The 20,313-nt window shown below is 65.5% G+C and carries 18 protein-coding genes; 5 read left to right on the plus strand and 13 right to left on the minus strand.

Annotated elements, in window-relative coordinates; genetic code table 11:
• Window position 1: 1 nt before the first annotated feature.
• Window positions 2-901, minus strand: coding sequence for a class A beta-lactamase (bla, locus tag J2R78_RS25225; protein ID WP_253607241.1), 900 nt, complete (start codon window positions 899-901; stop codon window positions 2-4).
• Between the two features lie 100 nt (window positions 902-1,001).
• On the opposite strand from bla, the gene J2R78_RS25230 reads away from it, so the two are divergent.
• On the plus strand, window positions 1,002-1,964 hold the full coding sequence (locus J2R78_RS25230) for a LysR family transcriptional regulator (protein WP_253607242.1): 963 nt from the start codon (window positions 1,002-1,004) through the stop codon (window positions 1,962-1,964).
• Between the two features lie 185 nt (window positions 1,965-2,149).
• Here the strand turns inward: J2R78_RS25230 and J2R78_RS25235 are convergent, their stop codons facing one another.
• The 7 genes from J2R78_RS25235 to J2R78_RS25265 all read right to left on the minus strand — a co-directional run bounded on the left by J2R78_RS25235 (window position 2,150) and on the right by J2R78_RS25265 (window position 11,181).
• Complete coding sequence (locus J2R78_RS25235; RefSeq protein ID WP_057019236.1) at window positions 2,150-3,118, minus strand: ABC transporter ATP-binding protein; 969 nt, start codon at window positions 3,116-3,118, stop codon at window positions 2,150-2,152.
• On the minus strand, window positions 3,115-4,095 hold the full coding sequence (locus J2R78_RS25240) for an ABC transporter ATP-binding protein (protein ID WP_253609907.1): 981 nt from the start codon (window positions 4,093-4,095) through the stop codon (window positions 3,115-3,117). Before J2R78_RS25240 ends, J2R78_RS25235 begins: the two co-directional genes overlap by 4 nt.
• Window positions 4,092-5,009, minus strand: a complete 918-nt coding sequence (locus J2R78_RS25245; protein ID WP_253607243.1) for an ABC transporter permease — start codon at window positions 5,007-5,009, stop codon at window positions 4,092-4,094. The genes J2R78_RS25240 and J2R78_RS25245 overlap by 4 nt, the downstream gene beginning before the upstream one ends.
• Window positions 4,975-5,931 carry an ABC transporter permease gene (locus J2R78_RS25250; RefSeq protein ID WP_092081673.1) on the minus strand — a complete coding sequence of 319 codons (957 nt, stop codon included), beginning with the start codon at window positions 5,929-5,931 and terminating at the stop codon, window positions 4,975-4,977. Before J2R78_RS25250 ends, J2R78_RS25245 begins: the two co-directional genes overlap by 35 nt.
• A gap of 279 nt (window positions 5,932-6,210) precedes the next feature.
• A complete protein-coding gene (locus J2R78_RS25255; RefSeq protein ID WP_057019238.1) occupies window positions 6,211-8,001 on the minus strand; it encodes a peptide ABC transporter substrate-binding protein in 1,791 nt (596 codons plus the stop codon).
• Between the two features lie 447 nt (window positions 8,002-8,448).
• The gene (locus J2R78_RS25260) at window positions 8,449-9,867 is read right to left on the minus strand and encodes a M20 family metallopeptidase (protein WP_225646505.1); all 1,419 of its coding nucleotides are present in this window, start codon (window positions 9,865-9,867) and stop codon (window positions 8,449-8,451) included.
• A gap of 219 nt (window positions 9,868-10,086) precedes the next feature.
• Window positions 10,087-11,181, minus strand: coding sequence for a mandelate racemase/muconate lactonizing enzyme family protein (locus tag J2R78_RS25265; protein WP_229159057.1), 1,095 nt, complete (start codon window positions 11,179-11,181; stop codon window positions 10,087-10,089).
• Window positions 11,182-11,330: 149 nt separating this feature from the next.
• Here J2R78_RS25265 and J2R78_RS25270 point away from each other — a divergent pair, with 149 nt between their 5' ends.
• Both J2R78_RS25270 and J2R78_RS25275 read left to right on the plus strand, forming a co-directional pair.
• Window positions 11,331-12,689 carry a metallophosphoesterase gene (locus J2R78_RS25270; RefSeq protein ID WP_253607244.1) on the plus strand — a complete coding sequence of 453 codons (1,359 nt, stop codon included), beginning with the start codon at window positions 11,331-11,333 and terminating at the stop codon, window positions 12,687-12,689.
• Between the two features lie 168 nt (window positions 12,690-12,857).
• Window positions 12,858-13,208: a hypothetical protein gene (locus tag J2R78_RS25275; RefSeq protein WP_057019241.1), complete on the plus strand. Its 351-nt coding sequence runs from the start codon at window positions 12,858-12,860 to the stop codon at window positions 13,206-13,208.
• Between the two features lie 139 nt (window positions 13,209-13,347).
• On the opposite strand, the gene J2R78_RS25280 is transcribed toward J2R78_RS25275, so the two are convergent.
• From J2R78_RS25280 to J2R78_RS25300, 5 genes are all read right to left on the minus strand, one after another.
• Window positions 13,348-13,560, minus strand: coding sequence for a hypothetical protein (locus tag J2R78_RS25280; RefSeq protein WP_168855778.1), 213 nt, complete (start codon window positions 13,558-13,560; stop codon window positions 13,348-13,350).
• Between the two features lie 342 nt (window positions 13,561-13,902).
• Window positions 13,903-15,192: an IS4 family transposase gene (locus J2R78_RS25285; protein ID WP_225642830.1), complete on the minus strand. Its 1,290-nt coding sequence runs from the start codon at window positions 15,190-15,192 to the stop codon at window positions 13,903-13,905.
• Window positions 15,193-15,455: 263 nt separating this feature from the next.
• Window positions 15,456-15,830, minus strand: coding sequence for a response regulator transcription factor (locus J2R78_RS25290; protein ID WP_253607245.1), 375 nt, complete (start codon window positions 15,828-15,830; stop codon window positions 15,456-15,458).
• Complete coding sequence (locus J2R78_RS25295; protein ID WP_092081679.1) at window positions 15,827-16,693, minus strand: S1C family serine protease; 867 nt, start codon at window positions 16,691-16,693, stop codon at window positions 15,827-15,829. The genes J2R78_RS25290 and J2R78_RS25295 overlap by 4 nt, the downstream gene beginning before the upstream one ends.
• A gap of 97 nt (window positions 16,694-16,790) precedes the next feature.
• Complete coding sequence (locus J2R78_RS25300; protein WP_253607246.1) at window positions 16,791-17,819, minus strand: AraC family transcriptional regulator; 1,029 nt, start codon at window positions 17,817-17,819, stop codon at window positions 16,791-16,793.
• A gap of 263 nt (window positions 17,820-18,082) precedes the next feature.
• On the opposite strand from J2R78_RS25300, the gene J2R78_RS25305 reads away from it, so the two are divergent.
• Window positions 18,083-18,532: a cupin domain-containing protein gene (locus J2R78_RS25305; protein ID WP_050386854.1), complete on the plus strand. Its 450-nt coding sequence runs from the start codon at window positions 18,083-18,085 to the stop codon at window positions 18,530-18,532.
• Between the two features lie 121 nt (window positions 18,533-18,653).
• Window positions 18,654-20,147, plus strand: a complete 1,494-nt coding sequence (locus J2R78_RS25310) for an NAD(P)/FAD-dependent oxidoreductase (protein WP_253607247.1) — start codon at window positions 18,654-18,656, stop codon at window positions 20,145-20,147.
• Window positions 20,148-20,313: the final 166 nt, after the last annotated feature.

Here is a 20,313-nt window from a genome sequence, read left to right on the forward strand (position 1 = left end):
TTCAGCCGCTTTGCCCGGTGCTCGCATTGGCGACGGCGCGCGCGACATTGGCGATCACCTCGTTGCACTTCTCCATGGGGGCACTTGCCCCGGTCAGGTAAACCGTCACCACGATCGGCTTGCGGCCGGGCGGCCAGAACACGCCGATGTCGTTGTAGGTGCCGCGCTCGCCGGTGCCGGTCTTGTCGCCAACCCGCCAGTCGCGGGGCACGCCGGCACGCAGCCTTGCGTCGCCGGTTTTGTTGGCGACCATCCAGTCCACCAGCTTCTGGCGCGAGACGGTCTGCAGAACGTCGCCGAGCACGACGCGCTGCAAATCCTTCAGCATCGCGACAGGACTCGTGGTGTCGCGCTGGTCGCCGGGCACGGCTTCGTTCAGCTCCACCTCCCAGCGGTCGAGCCGGCTGACATTGTCGCCGATGGTGCGGAAGAAGCTGGTAAAGCCGGCGGGCCCGCCGATCTCCCGCAGCAGCAGGTTGGCGGCGGTGTTGTCGCTGAGCGTGATGGCGGCCGCGCAGAGTTCGGACAGAGTCATGGCCGATCCGACGTGCGCCTTGGTGACCGGCGCGTAGGCCAAGATATCCTTGGCCTCGATTTGCACGCGCTGATCGAGGCTGGATTCGCCGCGGTCGACCCGGTGCAGCACCGCGGCCGAGGCCAACGCCTTGAAGGTGCTGCACATCGGGAACCGCTCGTCGCCGCGCCGGCTCGCGCGCAATCCCGTCTCCATGTCGAGCGCGGCGACGCCGAGCCGGCCGCTGGTTGCCAGCTCGATGCGCGCAAACTCCTGCTGCAGCCGCTGCGCCGGCTCGCCTGGTCCTGCCGCTGCGCCTTGCCGCGGCAAAGTGCAGGACGCCGCAAGGCCCAGCGCGCACAATCCAAATGTCCGTCTCGTCAGCATGTCGAATCTCCCGTTGGCGGCGCGAACCTGCCGGGCGGCGTGACGGCGCACAAACAATCATTTATACAGCGAGACATGAGGAAAACTTGGTCATGACGCCGTGCGCCGGCATCTCCCGCTGAACGCGCTGCGCGCCTTCGAGGCCTCCGCGCGGCTGCTCAGCTTCACCCGCGCCGGGCTGGAGCTGCGCGTGACGCAGACTGCGATCAGCCATCAGGTCAAGCAGCTCGAGGATCTCCTAGGCACGAGCCTGTTCCGCCGGCTGCCGCGCGGGCTGGTGCTCACCGACGAGGGGCTGGCGCTGCTGCCGGTGCTGTCAGACGCGCTCGACCGGATCGGCGCCGCGATCGACCGCATCGAGGCCAAGGGCACGCGCGAGGTCGTGACCGTCGGCTGCGTCACGACGTTCGCGACCGGATGGCTCTTGCAAAGGGTCGACCGCTTCAAGCGCGCGCATCCCTATATCGATTTGCGTCTGCTCACCAACAACAACCGCGTCGACATCGCAGGCGACGGGCTCGATCTCGCGCTGCGCTTCGGCGACGGCTCGTGGCACGGCACCGAGGCGATCCATCTGTTGTCCGCACCGCTCTCGCCGGTGTGCTGCCCCGACGCGGCGGACCGGCTGCGCAAGCCGTCCGATCTCGCGCAGGAATTCCTGCTGCGGTCCTACCGCGCCGAGGAATGGCCGCTATGGTTTGCGGTCGCCGGCGCGCCGTGTCCGAAAATCCAGGGGCCGATCTTCGACAGTTCGGTCGCGATGGCCGAGGCCGCCGCGCGCGGCGTCGGCGTCGGGCTGGTGCCGATCGCGATGTTCGAAAATGAGCTGGTCTCCGGCCGGCTGCTGCGGCCGTTCGCGGCCGAGGTCCCGGCGGGATCCTATTGGCTGACCTGGCTGAAGTCGCGCGAGGTGACGCCGGGCATGCGCGCGTTTCGCGACTGGCTGCTCGAGACGCTGCGGACGGAGGTGAATGAGGTGGAGGACGCCGTCGCGCCTGCACCGCGGCGGAAGATCAAGACAAAGGCCGGACCGAAGCCGCGGACCAAGACCAAGCGGCGTTAACGTCTGACGACGTGATTCAACTATCGTCGCCATTATTTCGGAATTATCGAATGATGCCGCTGATTTGCCCGACATGTCAAGTGCCGTGTCGAACGCCCGCAGCCGCCGGCTACTTTGCATGGGGTTGTTTTCGATATTTTTGGCGGTGCGCTCCCGCCGGCTGGCTATCGCATCTGGCGCGCGACCTACGCCAGATGGCACGCCACGGAATGCCCGTTCCTGCCTTCCAGCAACTCCGGCGCGCTTTGCCGGCAGCGCTCCTCGGCGATCGGGCATCTCGTGTGGAAGTGGCAGCCCTTGGGCGGATTCATCGGGCTCGGCACGTCGCCCTTCAGGCGGATGCGGTCGCGCTTCGCCTTGGGGTCCGGCACCGGCACCGCCGAGAGCAGCGCCTTGGTGTAGGGATGCTGGGGGTTGCGGTAGAGATCGCTGGCCTTGGCGAGCTCGACGATGCGGCCGAGATACATCACCGCGACGCGGTCGGAGATGTGCTCCACGACCGAGAGATCGTGGGCGACGAACAGATAGGTCAGGTTCAGCTCGGCCTGCAGATCCTCGAGCAGGTTGATGACCTGGGCCTGGATCGAGACGTCGAGCGCGGAGACCGGCTCGTCGCACACGATCAGCTTCGGCTCCAGCGTCAGCGCGCGGGCGATCGCGATGCGCTGGCGCTGGCCGCCGGAGAATTCGTGCGGGTAGCGGCGCATGTGCTCGGCCTTCAGCCCGACCTTGACCAGGAGGCTCGCGACGCGGTCCTCGCGCTCGCTGGCCGAGCTCACGAGGTTATGGATGATGAAGGGCTCGCCGAGGATCGCGCCGACCGTCATGCGCGGATTGAGCGAGGCGAACGGGTCCTGGAACACGAGCTGCATGTTCCGCCGCATGGCGCGCAGGTCGCCGCCGCCGAGGCCGGTGACGCTCCGGCCGTCGAACACGACCTCGCCCGAGGTCGGCTCGATCAGCCGCAGCACGCAGCGGCCGGTGGTCGACTTGCCGCAGCCGGATTCGCCGACGAGGCCGAGCGTCTCGCCGCGATTGACCGAGAACGACACGCCGTCGACCGCATAGACCTGGCCGACCTCGCGCGAGAGCAGGCCGCCCAGCACCGGAAAGTGCTTCTTCAGATTGGAAACGCGCAGCAGCGGTTCGCTCATGACGCGTCTCCGAGGTGGCAGGCCATGCGGTGGCCGGGCGCGATCTCGCGCAGCCGCGGCTCCTTTTCGGTGCAGATGCTCATGGCGTATTTGCAGCGGGCGGCAAAGCGGCAGCCGGGCGGCGGGTTGATCAGGATCGGCACTGAGCCGCCGATCGCCTCCAGCCGCGTCTTGTGCGCGGCGTCGAGATCGATGCGCGGGATCGAGCGGATCAGGCCCTGGGTGTAGGGATGGCCGGGATTGCCGAACAGTTCGTCGACCGGCGCCTCCTCCACCACCTTGCCGGCGTACATCACGACGACGCGCTGCGCGGTCTCGGCGACCACGCCCATCGCGTGCGTGATCAGCATCACCGCCATGCCGAAGCGTTCCTTCATGTCCTGCAACAGGTCGAGGATCTGCGCCTGGATGGTGACGTCGAGCGCGGTGGTCGGCTCGTCCGCGATCACGAGCTTGGGCCGGCACGCCAGCGCCATCGCGATCATCACGCGCTGGCGCATGCCGCCGGAGAACTGGTGCGGATAATGATGCACGCGGCCCCCGGCGTTGGGGATCTGCACCAGCTTCAGCATCTCGATGGTGCGCTCGAGCGCCTGCTTCTTGGTCACCGCCTCGTGGCGGCGCAGGCTCTCGGCGATCTGCTCGCCGATGGTCAGCACCGGATTGAGCGAGGTCATCGGCTCCTGGAAGATGAAGCCGATCTCCTTGGCCCTGATGTCGTCGAGCTGGTGGCTGGTCAGCGGCACCAGGTCGCGGCCCTCGAAGATGATCTCGCCTTCGACGATCTTGCCCGGCGGCATGGCGATCAGCTTCAGGATCGACATCGCGGTGACGGTCTTGCCGCAGCCGGATTCGCCGACCACGCACAGCGTCTCGCCGCGGTTGATGCTGATGTCGACGCCGTCGACCGCCTGGAGGATGCCGTCGTCGGTGGTGAAATGGGTTTTCAGGCCCTTGATGTCGAGCAGCGCCATCAGATCACCTTGCGCGCGTCGAGCGCGTCGCGCAGCCCGTCGCCGATGAAGTTGATGGCGACCACCGCGATGAAGATCGCGCCACCCGGGAACAGCGCCCAATGCGGGCCGATGTCGAGAAAATCCTTGGCGTCATAGAGGATGCGGCCCCAGGTCGGCGTATCCGGCGGGAAGCCGAGGCCGAGGAACGAGAGCGTCGATTCCGCGATGATGGCGGCGGCGACGTCGATCGTGCCGGCGATGATCACGGGGCCCAGCGCGTTGGGCAGGATGTGGCGCACCACCTGGCGCACCGGGCTCGCGCCGAGCGCGCGCGCCGCCTCGACGAATTCCTTCTCGCGCAGCGACAGGAACTGGGCGCGCACCAGGCGCGCGACCGGCATCCAGCGCAGGCCGCCGATCACCAGTACGATCAGGATGAAGATGCCGCCCTCGGGGCCGAACATCGCCTTCAGCCCGTCGCGGAACAGGTAGATCAGCATCAACAGCAACGGCAGTTGCGGCAACGACAGGAACAGATCGGTCAGCCACATCAGCGCATAGCCGAGCGCGCCGCGCGACATGCCGGCGAGGGCGCCGATCAGCGTGCCGACGAACACCGAGACCAGCATCGCGGCGAGGCCGACCGCGAGCGAGATGCGCCCGCCATAGATCATGCGGGCGAGCAGGTCCTGGCCGAGATCGTCGGTGCCGAACGGGTGCGCCAGCGAGGGGCCCTGCAGGCCGGCCACGACGTCCATGTCGCTGATCGAGACGCGCCAGACGAACGGACCGATCACGACGGCTGCGATCAGCAGCAGCAGCAGCACGGCGCTGACCACGGCCGGACGGTGCCGGCGGTAGCGCTGCCAGGTTTCGCGCCAGGGCGAATAGCCGCGCCGCTCAGCGGAAGGAGATGCGAGGGTCAAGCCAGCCATAGAGGACATCTGCGATCAGGTTGAACAGCACCACGAGACACGCGAAGACGAAGGTCACGGCCATCACGACCGGCGTGTCATTGGCGAGGATGGAGGAAATCAGGAGCGAGCCGATGCCGGGAATCCGGAAGATCTGCTCGGTGACGATGGCGCCGCCGAACACGGCGGGCATTTGCAGCGCAATCAGCGTGACGACCGGGATCATCGCGTTGCGCATCACGTGTTTGACGATCACCTTGGCTTGCCCGAGCCCCTTGGCGCGGGCGGTGGTGACATAGTCGAGCCGGATCACGTCGAGCATTGCCGAGCGCACGAAGCGGGTCATCGACGCCGCCTGGAACAGGCCGAGCACCATCACCGGCATGATCGCCTGCCGGACCATCTCCAGCAGCCAGGGAATGCCGCTGCCCGGCACGTCGGTGTAGACGAAGGGCAGCCAGTCCAGCTTCACCGAGAATACCAGGATGAACAGGATGCCGGTGAAGAAGGTCGGCAGCGAGAAGCCGATGAAGGCGAAGGTGTTGGCGAGCTGGTCGAAGATCGAATAGGGCCGGGTGGCGGCATAGACGCCGACCGGGATCGCGATCAACAGCGCCAGCAGCTGCGCCGAGCCGATCACGTAGAGCGTGGTCGGCAGCCGCTGCAGGATCAGCGTGTCGACATTGATCCGGCTGACAAAGGAGAAGCCCCAGTCGCCCTGCGCCATCGCCGCGAGCCAGTGCAGGTAGCGAAGATAGATCGGGTCGTCGAGGCCGAACTTGGCGCGCAGCGCGGCCTGCACCTCGGGCGGCACGTTCGGATTGGTCGCGAGCTCGCTGAACGGATCGCCCGGCGCGAGCGCCAGCACGACGAACAGCACGAGCGAGATCCCGAGCAGGCTCGGGATCGCGATCATCAGGCGACGCAGGATATATTGACTCATCGAGAGATCATCTAACTAACGCTCGCACCTTGAGCACGTTGATCTTGCTTCCAGTCGAAAGGCGAGCTTCACCTCGCCCCGCGTGCGGGGAGAGGTCGGAATTCAAGCACGGCTTGAATTCGGGTGAGGGGGAGTCTCCACGAACTCATCTTTCACGGTGTTTGCTGCGAAAGCCCCTCACCCCAACCCTCCAAGAGCGAGCTCCGCTCGTCTCATCCCCGTAAGAACGGGGAGAGGGAGAAGATGCACCTACTCAAACTCCGAACCTGTCCCCGTGTCTCAGGTTTCACGATACCAGTCTTGCAGATTGTCGGTCTGGTTGGCCCAGCCGGAGAGCGCGGGCCGCACCGTGTTGGAGCAGGCTTCCACCGCGAGGCGGTGCATCACCGGGATCACCACCGTGTCCTGCCACATCAGATCGTTGCACTTGATGTAGAGCTCGGCCCGCTTGATCGGATCGGTCTCGGTATCGGCCGCCTCGATCGCGGCGTCGAAATCCTTGTTGACCCAGCGCGGGAAGTTCTGCCCTTGCCACTTGTTCTCCTTGGTCGCGACATTGCGCGACAGATAGCGGCGCATGTGCAGGCCCGGGTCGGGTTGTGTCATCGGGATCTGGAACATCTCGATGTCGGCGTAGAACTTGGAATAGGTGTCGGGGTTGGCGACGTCGGAGGAGAAGAACACCGAGGCCACCACCGACTTCAGCTCGACGTCGATGCCGGCCTTCTGGCAGGCCTGCTTGACGATCGCCTGGGTCTTCTGCCGCGGGCCGTTGATCGAGGTCTGGTACAGCAGCTTCAGCTTCTTGCCGTCCTTCTCGCGGATGCCGTCGGAGCCGACCTTCCAGCCGGCCTGTTCGAGCAGCGCGCTCGCCTTCTCGACCGAGAACTCCCATCTGGTGTTCTTGGAAACGAACTCCTCGGGGCCGTTGAGATAATTGGCGGTGGCGCGGCCGGCGCGGCCGTAGATCACCTTCTTGACGGAGTCGCGGTCGACCAGCAGAGCCAGCGCCTTGCGCACCGCCGGATCCGACAGGATCGGATGCTTGGTCTTGATCGACGAGCGTTCGCCGTCGACCTCGGTGTTCGGGTCGGTGAAGTTGATGGCGATGAATTCGATGTCGCCGCCGACGGCATAGAGCGTCTTGCCCTTGCCGCCCTTTTCCAGCCGCAGCAGCACCTCGTCCTCGACCTGGATGTTCCAGGCGAAGTCATATTCGCCGGTCTGGATCACCGCGCGCGCCGCCGACACCGCATCGCCGCCGCCCTTCATCTCGATCGTGTCGAAATAGGGCCGGTTCGGCATGTGGTAATCGGGATTAATCTCGCCGCGCACCAGATCGCCCGGCTTGAACTCGACGAACTTGTAGGGGCTGGTGCCGACCGGCTTCAGATTGTTCGGCGCCTCGCGCGACTTGCTGCCCTTGTACTCGGCGAACAAATGCTTTGGGATGATGCAGCCATAGGCGCCGACGAACGCATTGGCCCAGAACGGCGTCGGATCCTTGAACTTGATGCGGACCGTGAGGTCGTCGACCTTCTCCACGGTCATGCCGGAATAGGTCCCGCTCGAGACGGCTGCGGTCGCGGGGTCGGTGGCATATTCCCAGTTGAACACGACGTCGTCGGCGGTGAAGGGTTTGCCGTCATGCCATTTGACGCCGGGCTTGAGTTTCCAGACCACCGACTTGGCGTCTTTGGAAAGCCCGCCGTTCTGGATCGAGGGGATTTCGGCGGCGAGGATCGGGTTGAGATGGCCGTCGACGTCCCAGCTTGCCAGCGGTTCGTAGAACAGTCGCGAGCCGTCCTGGTCCTTGGTGCCGGTGGCGAAGTGCGGATTGAGCAGGGTGGGGCCCTGCCACCACAACAGCTTCAGCGGACCGCCGCCGCCGCGCTTGGTCGGCTTGTAGGGATTCGGGCTCTGCGCCATCGCGACGCCGCCGATCGCAAGGATCTGGTTGGCCATCGGCGCGGTGAGGCCGACGGCAATCATTCGCTTGACGAAGGCGCGGCGATCCATCCGCCCGTCCTTCACGTCGTCGATCATGCCACGCAGATTCCTGTCGAACATTGTCCCCTCGGTCCGGCTCAATTGGTTATTGCGGCGGGCCGTGGAACCGGCCGCCGTGTTGGCGGCAGGATGGCACACCGAATGACCGCGAAGGTCAACGCCTCCCGCCCTTCAGCGCCTAGGTCTTTTGGCTATCGCTTGTGCAGAACCTCCCCTTGCCGCACACCGGTTCAGCAGATCGGCGCCAAAAGCGCGCCCTTGCGCGCCTCGCAGTGCGGAAAATTTGTTCGTTATCCTTTGTTCCGAGATGCTTTTTTGCCACGCAGGCCGGAGTTCGCGTCTGAAGCGATCCCTCCGCAAACTCGTCATGCCCGGCCTTGTGCCGGGCATCCACGTCTCCGTTTCCGCGTGAGAATGTCGTGGTTGGCCGGGACAAGCCCGGCCATGACGATGGGGATATGCGATTGCTTGATCCCGGAGAGCAGGTCCGGCCCGCACACGCGGTTCTCAGGCGATCGACATGTCCAACGGCGGTGCAACATTCGCCGGCAGCGGACTGACATAAGGCGTTCTTGTGGTCCGCTTCTTGAGGTCGGCCTTGGCGGCCGCGATCAGCTCCGGCTCCATCAGCGCCTTGACGCCGAGGCCTGCCATCGCCTTGGCGGCCTGCACCATCGCCTTGTGCGCGGCCGGCGTCTTGCCCTGCGCCACAACCTGCCAGGTGTGGAACGGCGTGCCGATTGCAACCGTCGGTGCATGGACCTGCACGGTCGGCACCACCCAGCTGACGTCGCCGACGTCGGTCGAGCCGATCAGCGGATTGCGCGTGGCGTCGATCGGCACCAGGAAATCGGCGAGCGGCCGGTCGGTCGGCTCCATGCCGATCGCATAATAGACCGAAGCGATGTCCTTGTCGGTCAGGGTCGCGCGGATCTTGCCGGCGAAATCCTTGTCGGCATCGTCGAAATGCGGGGGGCCGAGCTCTTCCATGATCCGGTGCAGCGTCTGTTCCAGCGGCGTGTTGGGCAGGATGTTGGAGACCGCGGAGATGATCTTCATCTCCACCTTGGTCTCGGTCATCAGCGCCGCGCCCTGTGCGATCTTGTGCACGCGCTCGACCAGCTCGTTCATGCCGGGCAGGTCGCGGGCGCGGATCGAATAGCGCACCCGGGCATGGGCCTGCACCACGTTGGGCGCGATGCCGCCGGTGTCGAGCAGTGCGTAGTGCACCCGGGCGTCGCTCGGCATGTGCTCGCGCATGTAGTTGACGCCGACATTCATCAATTCCACCGCATCGAGCGCGCTGCGGCCGAGATGCGGCGAGGCTGCCGCATGCGAGGTGCGCCCGATGAACGTGAAATCGGCGCGGGTATTGGCGAGCGACGGCGTCACCGCCACCTCCCAAAAACTGTGCGGATGCCAGGTGATGGCGATGTCGGCGTCCTCGAACGCGCCACAGCGCACCATGAAGGCCTTTGCCGCGCCGCCTTCCTCGGCAGGACATCCGTAATAGCGCACGCGCCCCGGCACCTTGTTGGCGGCCAGCCAGTCCTTCACCGCGGTCGCGGCGAGCAGCGCGGAGGAGCCGAGCAGATTATGTCCGCAGCCATGGCCGTGGCCGCCGCTTTCGACCGGGCGATGCTCGGCGATTCCGGCCTCCTGGCTGAGCCCGGGCAGGGCGTCATATTCGCCGAGGAAGGCGATCACCGGGCCGCCTTCGCCCCATTCGCCCATCACCGCGGTCGGGATCTCGGCGACGTTCTCGGTGATGCGAAAACCCTGATGGCGCAGTTCGGCCAGATGTTCGGCGGATGAGCGCGCCTCGGTGTAACAGACCTCGGGCATCGCCCAGACCCGGTCGCTCAATTCGATGAAACGCGGCTTGATCGCGTCGACGCCGCGCCAAACATCACTACGGTTGTCCATTTGCTCCGATCCCTTAACGCTAGAGCATGATCCGGAAAAGTGTGAAGCGGTTTTCCGAAAAGATCATGCTCAGACAATGAGCCGAAGCGCGATGATCTCATCGCGCTTTGGGCAATCTGAAGCGCGAAACGCTAGCAGCTTGTCGCGACGCCGCCTAGCGCGCGCCGGCAGACCTGCATTTCCGAATGTCACGTCTTGGTGTGCAGAAATGTTTCTGCGTCAGGCGACGCTGAGCCGCTCAAGGCCTTTCCAGTCGAAGGCGATGCCGTGCCCCGGGCGATGATCGGGCGCGATCGCCATGCCCTGCTCCAGAACCAGCGGGTGCTCGATATAGCGGTCGAGGCCGAAGCCGTGCGCCTCGAGATACGACCGGTTCGGGCACGCAGCCAGCAGATGCACGGTGATGTCATGCGCGCCATGGCTGGTGACGGGAATATTGAAGGCCTCGGCGAGCCGGGCGACCTTCATGAAGCTGGTCACACCGCCGCAATTGGTGACGTCGGGCTCGGCATAGGACAGCGCGCCGCCGGCGATATACGGCTTGAACTCCCACAGGCTGCGCAGGTTCTCGCCGGCCGCGATCGGCACGCCGCCGGCCTGCACGATGCGGGCGTGTCCCGCGACGTCGTCCGGAATCGTCGGCTCCTCGAGCCAGGTCAGGTCGAACGGTTGCAGGGCGCGCGCGGCGCGGATCGCTTCCTCGACGGTCCATTTCATGTTGGCATCGGCCATCAGCGGAAACTCGTCGCCGAGATGGCCGCGCATCGCCTTCACGCGCGCCACGTCGGATGCAAGGCTCGGCCGGCCGACCTTCATCTTGATGGCGCGAAAGCCCTTGGCAAGATTGTCGTCGGTCTGCTTGAGCAGGCCATCGAGCGGCAGATCGAGATCGATGCCGCCGGCATAGCAGGGCACCCGTCGGTCGAAGCCGCCGAGCAGCCGCCACAGCGGCAGCGATGCCCGCCGCGCCTTGAGGTCCCACAACGCGATGTCGAGCGCGGACAGCGCCAGCACCGCCGGGCCGCCGCGGCCGCCATAATGCAGCGCCCACCACACCTTGTGCCAAAGCTGCTCGGTGTCGTCGGCCTCCATCCCGCGCGCGATCTCGGTGATTTCGCGGCCCAGGATATCGGCGATGGCGCCGCCATTGCGGCCGACCGTGTAGGTGTAGCCGGTGCCTTCGGCGCCGTCGGCATCGCGGGCGCGGATCGTGACGAGCTCGAACGCCTTGATCTCGCCATGCGTGCTGTCGCTCAGCACCACCGGAAGCGGGATCTTGTAGAATCCGATGCTGAGGTCCTTGAGGATGGCCACGCCGGAACTCCTTGTCATGGGACGAATGCAATGCGTGACACACGATCTCAAAAGCCCCGGCTGCCTGCAACCTTGCGCCTGCGAATGTCTGCCTTGAGCGATCAGTCTGCCTTCCTCTATGATGTGGCTCGCGAGGACGTGGTCCGACCATGGATGATGCAATTCCGTCTCTGTTACCGAGAAATTCGGGCCACCAGTTCGTGATCTATGCCGATGCCTGCTCGGGCGTTCCGGGCGCGCTGCATGAGCGCACCTTCGCGTCGGTGAACGACGTGGTGCGCCGGCTGCATCCTGCGCCCGAATTCATTCTGTTCCCTGGCGACGAGATCATCGGCCTCACCGCCGATGCCGACGCGCTGCGCGCGCAATGGCGGCATTGGTTCGAGGTCGAGATGTCCTGGTTCGACCGGCGCGCGGTGCCGCTGTGGCACACGACCGGCAACCACACCACCTATGACGAGATGAGCGAGGCGGTGTTCCGCGAGGTGCTGCAGCTGCCGCGCAACGGCCCGCCCGGTCAGGAGGGGCTGTCCTACTGGGTTCGCCGCGACGATCTCGTGATGGTGTTCGTGCACACGCTGTGGAGCGGCCTCGGCGGCGAGGGGCATGTCGAGACCGACTGGCTGCAAGCGGTCCTCGCACAGCACAAGGACGCCAGGCACAAGCTGGTGCTGGGCCATCATCCCGTGTACCCCATCAACGGCTACAGCGGCAGCTATCAGCGCGAGATCGGCCACGAATACCGCGAGCGCTTCTGGGATATCCTCGTCCGCGCCGATGTCACCGCCTATCTGTGCAGCCACATTCTCGCATTCGACGTCCAGGTTCATCGCGGTGTGCTGCAGGTCTGCACGGCGGGCGCCGGCACCGCGCACCGGATGCCCGAAGGCGTCGAGTATCTGCATTGCGTGCAGGCCGCGCTCGATCAGGATGGGTTCCGCTATCAGGTGCTCGATACCGAAGGTGTGGCGCGCGAGCAGCTGGCATGGCCGCTGCCATCGCTGGACCAGGCCGCGTGGTCGCCGCTGCCGCGCGGGACCAGCCCTGCACCGCTGTCGGGGACATTGGCGCCCGCGACGGTCATCGCGCTGAAACTGGCGGGCCGCACCGCCGCGGGAACCGCCGCGCCACAAACGCTGCTCTGCACGCCCGCGCCCGGCGTGATCGCACCGCTCTGGCTTGGCTTGCGCGGGCCGAATCAGACGCTCACCTTGATGCTTGGACGCGAGCGTGGACGCAGTCCCTATTACTGGATCGGTCCCGATCTCGGCGCCAACAGCGATTTCGACCTCGACATCGCCTTCTATCCGGACATGGGACCGGGCGGCGTGCTGTGGCGACGCAGCGGTGACACGCGCTGGACGTCGTGCGCGGCGATATCGGCAACGGGGCTGGAGCGGTTCGCATGGCCGGCGGTCTGGAACGTCGGGTGCGGCGAGGGTGGGCCGGATGACAGGCGCTATGCCGGACCACGGTTCGAGATCGCTATTTCCGTCATCGCATCGTAGTTAATCGCGCCCGGGCCGACGCGCTCGACGTCGGCGCTGCGGCTGAGCGGGCTTCGACGCCCGCATTGCGGTCGCATTGGCTCCAATGAATGGCCATGGAAAAATCAGACGTCAGCCAAACTTCGCGCGTAGGTTTTATCGCTTGCTGACCTCGAAAAGGAATCGACCATGCGCAATCTCACAGCATTCGTCACTGTTGCCGCGCTCGTCCTCGGAACGCCCGCCTTGGTGCAAGCGCAAGGCACGCAACCCAATGCGCCGCCGCAGTCATCCGATCAGTCCACTGTCATCCGGAGCATACAGGTCGTCGACATCAAGGACCTCAAGCCCGAGATGCGATCGAAGATCGAGGATGCGATGGCAAAGACCAAGGAGGACGACATCCAGTCGCTTCGGAAGTCGATTGACGCGACACCGCAGGCGGTCTCCGCGCTCAAGGCCAAGGGCCTGACTTCGTCGCAGGTCGTCGCTATCAACATCGCCGATGGCGTGCTGACGATGTTCGCCAAAACAGCCTGACCAGGGTCAGCGAATGTCGGTATCGGTGGTTGGACCTCCCCGCGGTCACCGATGCCAACAACTCCCGCAGCCGGCGCTGCGGGAGTTTTCATTTGTGATAGGCGCGGCCCGTCCAATGGACCTTCACCGGGGAGAGCGATCAGTCGGGCTCGTTGGGCCTGGTACGTTCCGCGCGTTTCAACTCGCGATCGATCAGCGTGCAGACGCGCCGCCGCGCCAGCAGGTCGAGCCGCGCGCGCGTGGTGCCTTGCTTGGTCTTGCCGTTGATGTCGAACGACCAGGCCCAGAGGTCGGGTTCGATGTTGGTGAGTGTATATTGAATGTCCCGATGACGACCGATCAGCTTCTTCATGCCGTTTCTTCTTGTTGGCTGAAGATTGCATAGCCAGATCGTGAAGGCGTCTGTATCCGGTCGAATACTGAGTCGGGTGTCCGCAGGGCGGAATTTTCCAAATCGCTGATTTGGGGTTGCTGTGCAGTGGCTGCGTGAAGCAGACGAGTGCGCACGAAAGATTCGCAGTCGTCCTGGCGAAGGCCAGGACCCATTACCCCAAGTGCGCACTGTTGCGCGACGCTAGGGCCACGATCTCGTTCACCGTCGAATGCGGTGGTTAAGGTCCCGGCTTTCGCCAGGACGACAACGACGAGTCCCGCCTGCAATATCCACCGCGGCGTATGGGTCCCTGCTTTCGCACTAGGGCATGCACACATTTCTGAGGCTCCATCCGAGAGCGACGGCGCGGAAGTAATCGAGACCGTTTTTGAAGGTGATGGGGCCTGGTGGCTTGGAGGACGGATAGCCGTCCCATCCTCCAATGCGGCCGATAATCCAGGCCGCCCAGGCAAGACGATCGGACGGATGCGGGTTCTTCAGTCGTCTGTTCCTGGCTTCAAGCTGCTGATTGAGGGCGGTCAACGCATCGATCTCGCTGGGATTGAAGGCAACGTGAAGCGACTGCTGGCTCCCGTTGCGCGCTTGCAGGAGCTGGATGGTGATGATCGCGGCCTTGGCAGCGATGGCAACCAATTTGAGAAGCCGGCCGGCGGTGCCGATCTGGCTATCCTCGAGCTTGAAGCCCTGCGTCTTGAGGACGCGGAAGAACTGCTCGATGATCCAGCGCTGCTTGTACCAGGCGACAATGCGCCAGGCATCGTCTGAACTGGTGACCTCGTGAGAGGTGAGAAGACGCCAGTGCAACGGCTCGACGTTGGGATCGGCATTGATCTCGCGGACGTCAACGATGGCCAGATGCAGGCTTTTCGGCAAATGGCGCAGGAACTTGCTTTGCGGCCGGGCCAGCTCGATTGCGCCGAAGCGAAGTTCGAGGTCCATCGGACGTGCAGGCCGCCCCGCACGCGCAGGCAACTCGATGATGCGACGCTCTACCGCCGTCATGGCGTCGATCGCCGCATACAAACCCGTCGTGTCGGCCAGCTTGCGATCATGCATGCTGCGGGCGATCACGCGGTAGTCTTGCTCGGCTGCGCTGGCATAAAGAGCAAAGATGTCGCTCTCGCGGTCACCAAGCAGGGTCACCATTGCAGCACCGGTAAGCAGCGGCTTGGCCGCAAGGGCGGTGGCAATCCAGCGCTGCGATTCCTTGTCCGACAGGTCGCGGCTGTCATGCGAGACGCTCCGAGGGCCTTCACGCGTCCACACCTCGCCGCTCAAAAGTCCCAGGCAGGTGCCATTGTCCGCATCCACCGCCAGCATCGGGTGCAGCAGCACGCCGTGGTGATTGCCCTTGCCGATCTCCCCGAGCCCGCGCCGGCGTTGCGGCGTGGTGTTGAAGTGGATCTCGCTGGTGTCCTGGATCGCCAAAACATGGCGGCCTGTAACCGCCGCAGCCGTGCTTTCGCTCCAGCTTTCGATGATGCGCTCCTTCGTCACCTTGGAGTTACCGAGAAAGCGGTTGAACCGCACCTCCAGCGCGCGGTCTCCCTTGGAAAGCCGCCGAAGGCATACATCCTTGCCCGCGACCATGCGTCCGATGAGCGCCGCCCCCCTTTATCGAGACGACCATCCTCGAACCGGCCCAACGTCCAGTCAATCCGCGACAACATGCTGGCACCTCCGCCCAAGCCGAAGTGCCGTAATAGAAGTCACCGAGACCCCCGATTCTGGAATCCCCAATCTCTGACCCGAGTCAATCCGTCGCACCAGATGTGTGCATCCCCTAGTGCTTTCGCAGGGACGACGGGTGGAGAGATCTCAGCTCAGCGTCACTACAACAATCATCCCACCCCTCACAAATTGATCACCCCGCGCCGCGCGGCATGGGCGACGGCGTCGGTGCGGCCGGTGGCGTCGAGCTTGTCGAGCAGCGAACCGACATGAAACTTGGCCGTGTGGACGGAAATCCCGAGCCGCTGTGCGATCATCTTGTTGGACGCGCCTTCCGCCAGCAGCGCCAGCACGTCGAGCTCGCGCGGCGTCAGCTCGAAGTTGCCGGCGCCCGCGGCCTCGCGGTTGCGTGCGACGACCGCCGCCGTGGCCTGTTCGCCCGGCGCTGCGAGCCGCAGGCCGTCGACGCTGCCGAGCAGGGTCGCCAGCCGGTCGGCGAGGACGGCGTCGTCGACCTCGAGCGCGATGACGATGTCGTTGGCCGGCTCACCGCTCACGTCTCGGGCCTCTCGCCGACTGTCACCTTGAAGTTCAGCGGCTCGCCGCCGCGATGCACGGTGAGCTCGACCACCGTGCCGACGCTCTGCGGTCCGAGGCCGCGCGACAGCGCGCGCACGCCGGACAGCTTCTCGCCATTCACGGCAATGATCACGTCGCCTTGCCGGATGCCGGCGGCGGCCGAGGGGCCGGCCTTGTCGACGTTCATCACCATCGCGCCGAGGCCGTCGTCGAGACGGACCGGCTGCAATCCGACGCCAAGATATCCGCGCGCGATGCGGCCGCTCTTCTCGAGCTGGCCTGCGACCCGCTCGATGGTCGTAGCCGGGATCGTCAGCACGCGGCGCGGGCCGAGCACGGCCATGCCGAACGGCTCGCCCGCGGCGTTCAGCGCCAGGCCGCCCTGCTGGCTGTGCCGCAGCCGGACGTCGAGCTCGATCCGTGCATCGATTTCGCCGCCGCGCAGGCTGCGCCAGGCCGGGCCGGACAGTGCGACGATGCCGAGCCGCGCGGTCGGCGCGCCCCGGTCGGCGGCGACGATCACCGCGAGCGATCCCAGCGCGGGGCTGCCGGTCGACAGCTTGACGGGGGCGACATCGCCTTCGACGCGCAGCAGCGCGACGTCGGTGGTGTGGTCGCGTCCGACGACGGTCGCTGGCCTGCGGCTGCCGTCGGCGAACTGGATTTCGATCTCGCCCTCGTCGGCCAGCGCTTCATCGGCGGTGACGATCAAGCCCGCCTTCCAGACAAAGCCGGAGGCGCGCGCGCGATGCGAATGCACGGAGACGATGGCGGGCGCAGCGCGCGCAATGGTCTCCGCAAAAGCTGATGACAGCGAGGACAGGATATTCGGTTCGGTCATGGGAAACTCCGTTGGCTTCCCTCAATCTGGGATGTCGCGGCTGACGGCGATACTGGCCGGATGGGCAGGGCGTGGCCGGGCTGCCCGGAACCGCCGCTCAGCTCAGCCGCTGCAGGGTCGCCTTCGGGCTCTCGCCGAACTTGGCGCGGTAGGCGCTCGCCATCCGGCTCAGATGGGTAAAGCCGAGGTCGAATGCAATATCGACGATGCGCTCGCCCGGCCGCGCCGTCTTGAGGCGGGCGTTCAGATGGGCGAGGCGGATGTCGAGCAGCATCTCGGACACGGTGGTGCCGAAGTGACGGCGGAAGCCGAGTTGCAGCGCGCGGATGCCGGTGCCCGCGATCTCCGCGAGCTCGGCGAGGTCCAGCGGCTCGGTTGCCCGGCTCTCGAGATAGGCGCGCACGCGTTTCAAGGCGGCCGGCTGGGCCTCGGTGCGGCCGTTGAAGACATCGATCGCCGAACTCAGGCTGTGCCGCTGCCCGTTGAGCAGGACATTGAGAAACGATTCGCGCCAATCGGCCGCCGCGACCGCCGACAAAGTCTTGCGCGGCCCGAGCTGCTCGGCGGCCGTGACAAGCTGCTCGATCCTGGCCGAGAGCGTCTGCCCGAGCGGCCCGCTCAGCGCGACGGCCGGATCGAACTCGACCGGCCTCACCGCCACGCCGCCAAGCGCCGCGGCGCGATGCTCGACCAGCTTGCGGTCGAGCAGCAAGATCAGCTGGGCGCAGTCGCCGCGCCAGGTCATCTCGGTCGGAATTGTCGGCGACAGCAGCGAGGCGGTGTGCCGTGGTCCGGTGGTCAGTTCGCGCGCGGCGGTGCGGATCGCGGCCGAGCCGGACAGCGGCATCTGCAACAGGAAGAAGCGGTCGAGGCAGCCGGGATTGATCGCGACCGACCCGCCATAAGCGACGTAGTTGACGGAGAAGCCGTCGAAGTCGGCACAATTGTGATGCGCGGAGAAATCGCTCGCGGAATGATCGACCGGCGTCAGATCGTGCGGACAGAAGATGCGGCCGATCGCTTCCGCCGCGTCATCGACGCGCGCCGTCGCGACGCGTGCGAAATCCTTGAGCCTTGCGCTTGCCGGATTTGCGCTTGCCGAAACCTCGTTGCCAACAGCAGTCACGACGGCCGTCCGGAGTTGTTTGAGGTCTAAAACATCAAGCAGCCTAGAGCATCCCGCGGTAAAGGGGAACGCCGTTTCGTCGTGCAATCTGCCCGATCGGCGGTCAGGACGATGCGACGGCATTGGGCAGCAGCCGGCCGGCGCAACGCTCCCGCATTGCAGCATGAACGTGCCGGGTGCGGATTCGTTTATCGGCTAGACAGCCTCACCGGCCGGCGACAGGCTCCGTGCCGGCACTGCGCATCAAAACTGGAGAGGCTGACATGGGCACGCTCGAAAAAGGAATTACCCGAACCGGCACCGGCTACGGCGGCAAGACCTGGAATATCCTGGGCCAGGTCTACTATCCGAAGGCGGTCACCGACTCGACCTTCGCGTTCGAAACCAACAGCGATCCCGGCCAGTTCGTGCCGGTGCACATCCACCCGACCCAGGACGAGTTCATCCTGGTGCAGGAAGGCGTGCTCGACCTCAAGCTCGACGGCGTCTGGGTGCAGGCCAAGGCCGGCGACCTCGTGCGCATGCCGCGCGGCATCCCGCACGGCTATTTCAACAAGTCGGACAAGCCGGCGCGGGCGCTGTTCTGGGTGTCGCCGATGCAGAAGCTCGAGGCGCTGTTCGAGAAGCTGCACAATCTGCAGGACCCCGCCGAGGTGGTGCGTATCTCCGCCGAGCACGAGGTGGACTTCCTGCCGCCGGAAGCCAACGACTAGCCCGGCGGTCAAACAGACAATACGCACACGAGGCGGCAATCGCCGGAGCTGGACTCCGGCGATGACGGGGACGCGTGCGCTTAACGAAATTGGACCTGTTCATTCAATTCGGAGCGGTTTCATGGTCAAGCAGAAGCATGTGTGCGTCATCGGCGCCGGCATTTCCGGCCTTGCTGCCGGCAAGGCCTTTGCCGGTCGCGGCCACAAGGTGACCATCATCGAGCGCAGCGGCGATCTCGGCGGCGTTTGGGAGCCGGCGCGCTCCTATCCCGACGTGCAGACCCAGAGCCCGAAGGAGCTCTATCGCTACACCGACAAGGCAATGCCGGAGTCCTATCCGGAATGGCCGAAGGGTCCGCAGGTCCATGCCTACTTGCGCGACTATGCCCGCAGCCACGGGCTCGACGGCGCGATGCGGTTCGACACCAAGGTCGAAGGCATGACGCGCCGCACTGACGGCAGGCCGGGCTGGACGCTGGCGCTGCGCTCGACCGACGGCGCCACCGGCCACGAGGATTTCGACTTCGTCGCGGTCTGCACCGGGCAATTCAACGAGCCGCAGGCCTTGCCGCTGGCGGGCGAGGACGGCTTCAAGGCGCAGGGCGGGCAGATTCTGCATTCATCGCAATACGGCGATCCAACGCTTGCCAAGGGCCGCAAGGTGGTGGTGCTCGGCGGCTCCAAATCGGCGACCGACATCGCGGTGAATGCGGTCAATTCCGGCGCCAGCGAAGTCACCATCGTGTTTCGCGAGCCGGTCTGGCGGATTCCCTATTTCGTCGGCGGCCTCGTCAACTTCAAGCGCATCCTCTACATCCGCGCGCAGGAGCAGATGTTTGCGAGCTGGGGCATCGGGCCGATGGCACGCCTCGCGCATGTGGTGGCAAAGCCGTTCGTGTGGGCGAACTGGCGCGGGCTCGAGAGCATGCTGAAGATGCAGCTCAAGCTGAAGCAATGCGGCATGGTGCCGAAGGAGCGGATCGAGGACGGCGTCAACTGCTCGGTGCCGATCGCAACCCCCGGCTTCTATCCGATGGTGGCCGACGGCCGGATCAAGGCGGTGCGCGGCACCTTTGACCATTACGACGGCAAGACCATCGTGATGAGCGGCGGCCAGCGCGTCGCGGCCGACCTCGCGGTGCTCGCGATCGGCTACAAGCTCGGCGTGCCGTTCCTGCCCGAGGAGTATCAGAACAAGCTGGTCGAGCCCGACGGGCAGTACCGGCTGTACCGGCTGATCGCCAATCCCGATCTGCCCGACATGGGCTTTGTCGGCTTCAATTCGAGCTTCTGCACCGTGCTGTGCGCCGATCTCGCCGCGAACTGGCTGGTGCGCTACGCCGACGGCCAGCTGGCGCGGCAGCCGAGCGCGGCCGAGATGCACGACAACATCGCGATGATGCTGAACTTCAAGCGCGTCGGGCGTCCGGCAGCGGGCGTCTATGGCGGGCTGTGCGTCGCGCCGTACCACTTCAAGCATTTCGACGAACTGTTGGCGGACATCGGCACCAAGGCGTCGCGCCGCAACCCGCTCGTCGAAAAGTTCACGCCGCCGGACGCCGACGCCTATGCCCGCTTCCTCGCGACTGCGCCAGCATACAGAGCGGTGGCGTAGAGCATCACGGGATTGGGGCGAGCAGCAAGGGCGCTGCGCTCCCTCTCCCCGTTCTTACGGGGAGAGGGTTGGGGTGAGGGGCCGTCCCCGCATCTGCGGTGATAGCTGCGTTTGTGGAGACTCCCCCTCACCCGGAACGCATCTAATGATGCGTTCCGACCTCTCC

Origin of the sequence: Bradyrhizobium sp. USDA 4538, from assembly GCF_024171045.1 — a bacterium.
GTDB lineage: Bacteria > Pseudomonadota > Alphaproteobacteria > Rhizobiales > Xanthobacteraceae > Bradyrhizobium > Bradyrhizobium australafricanum.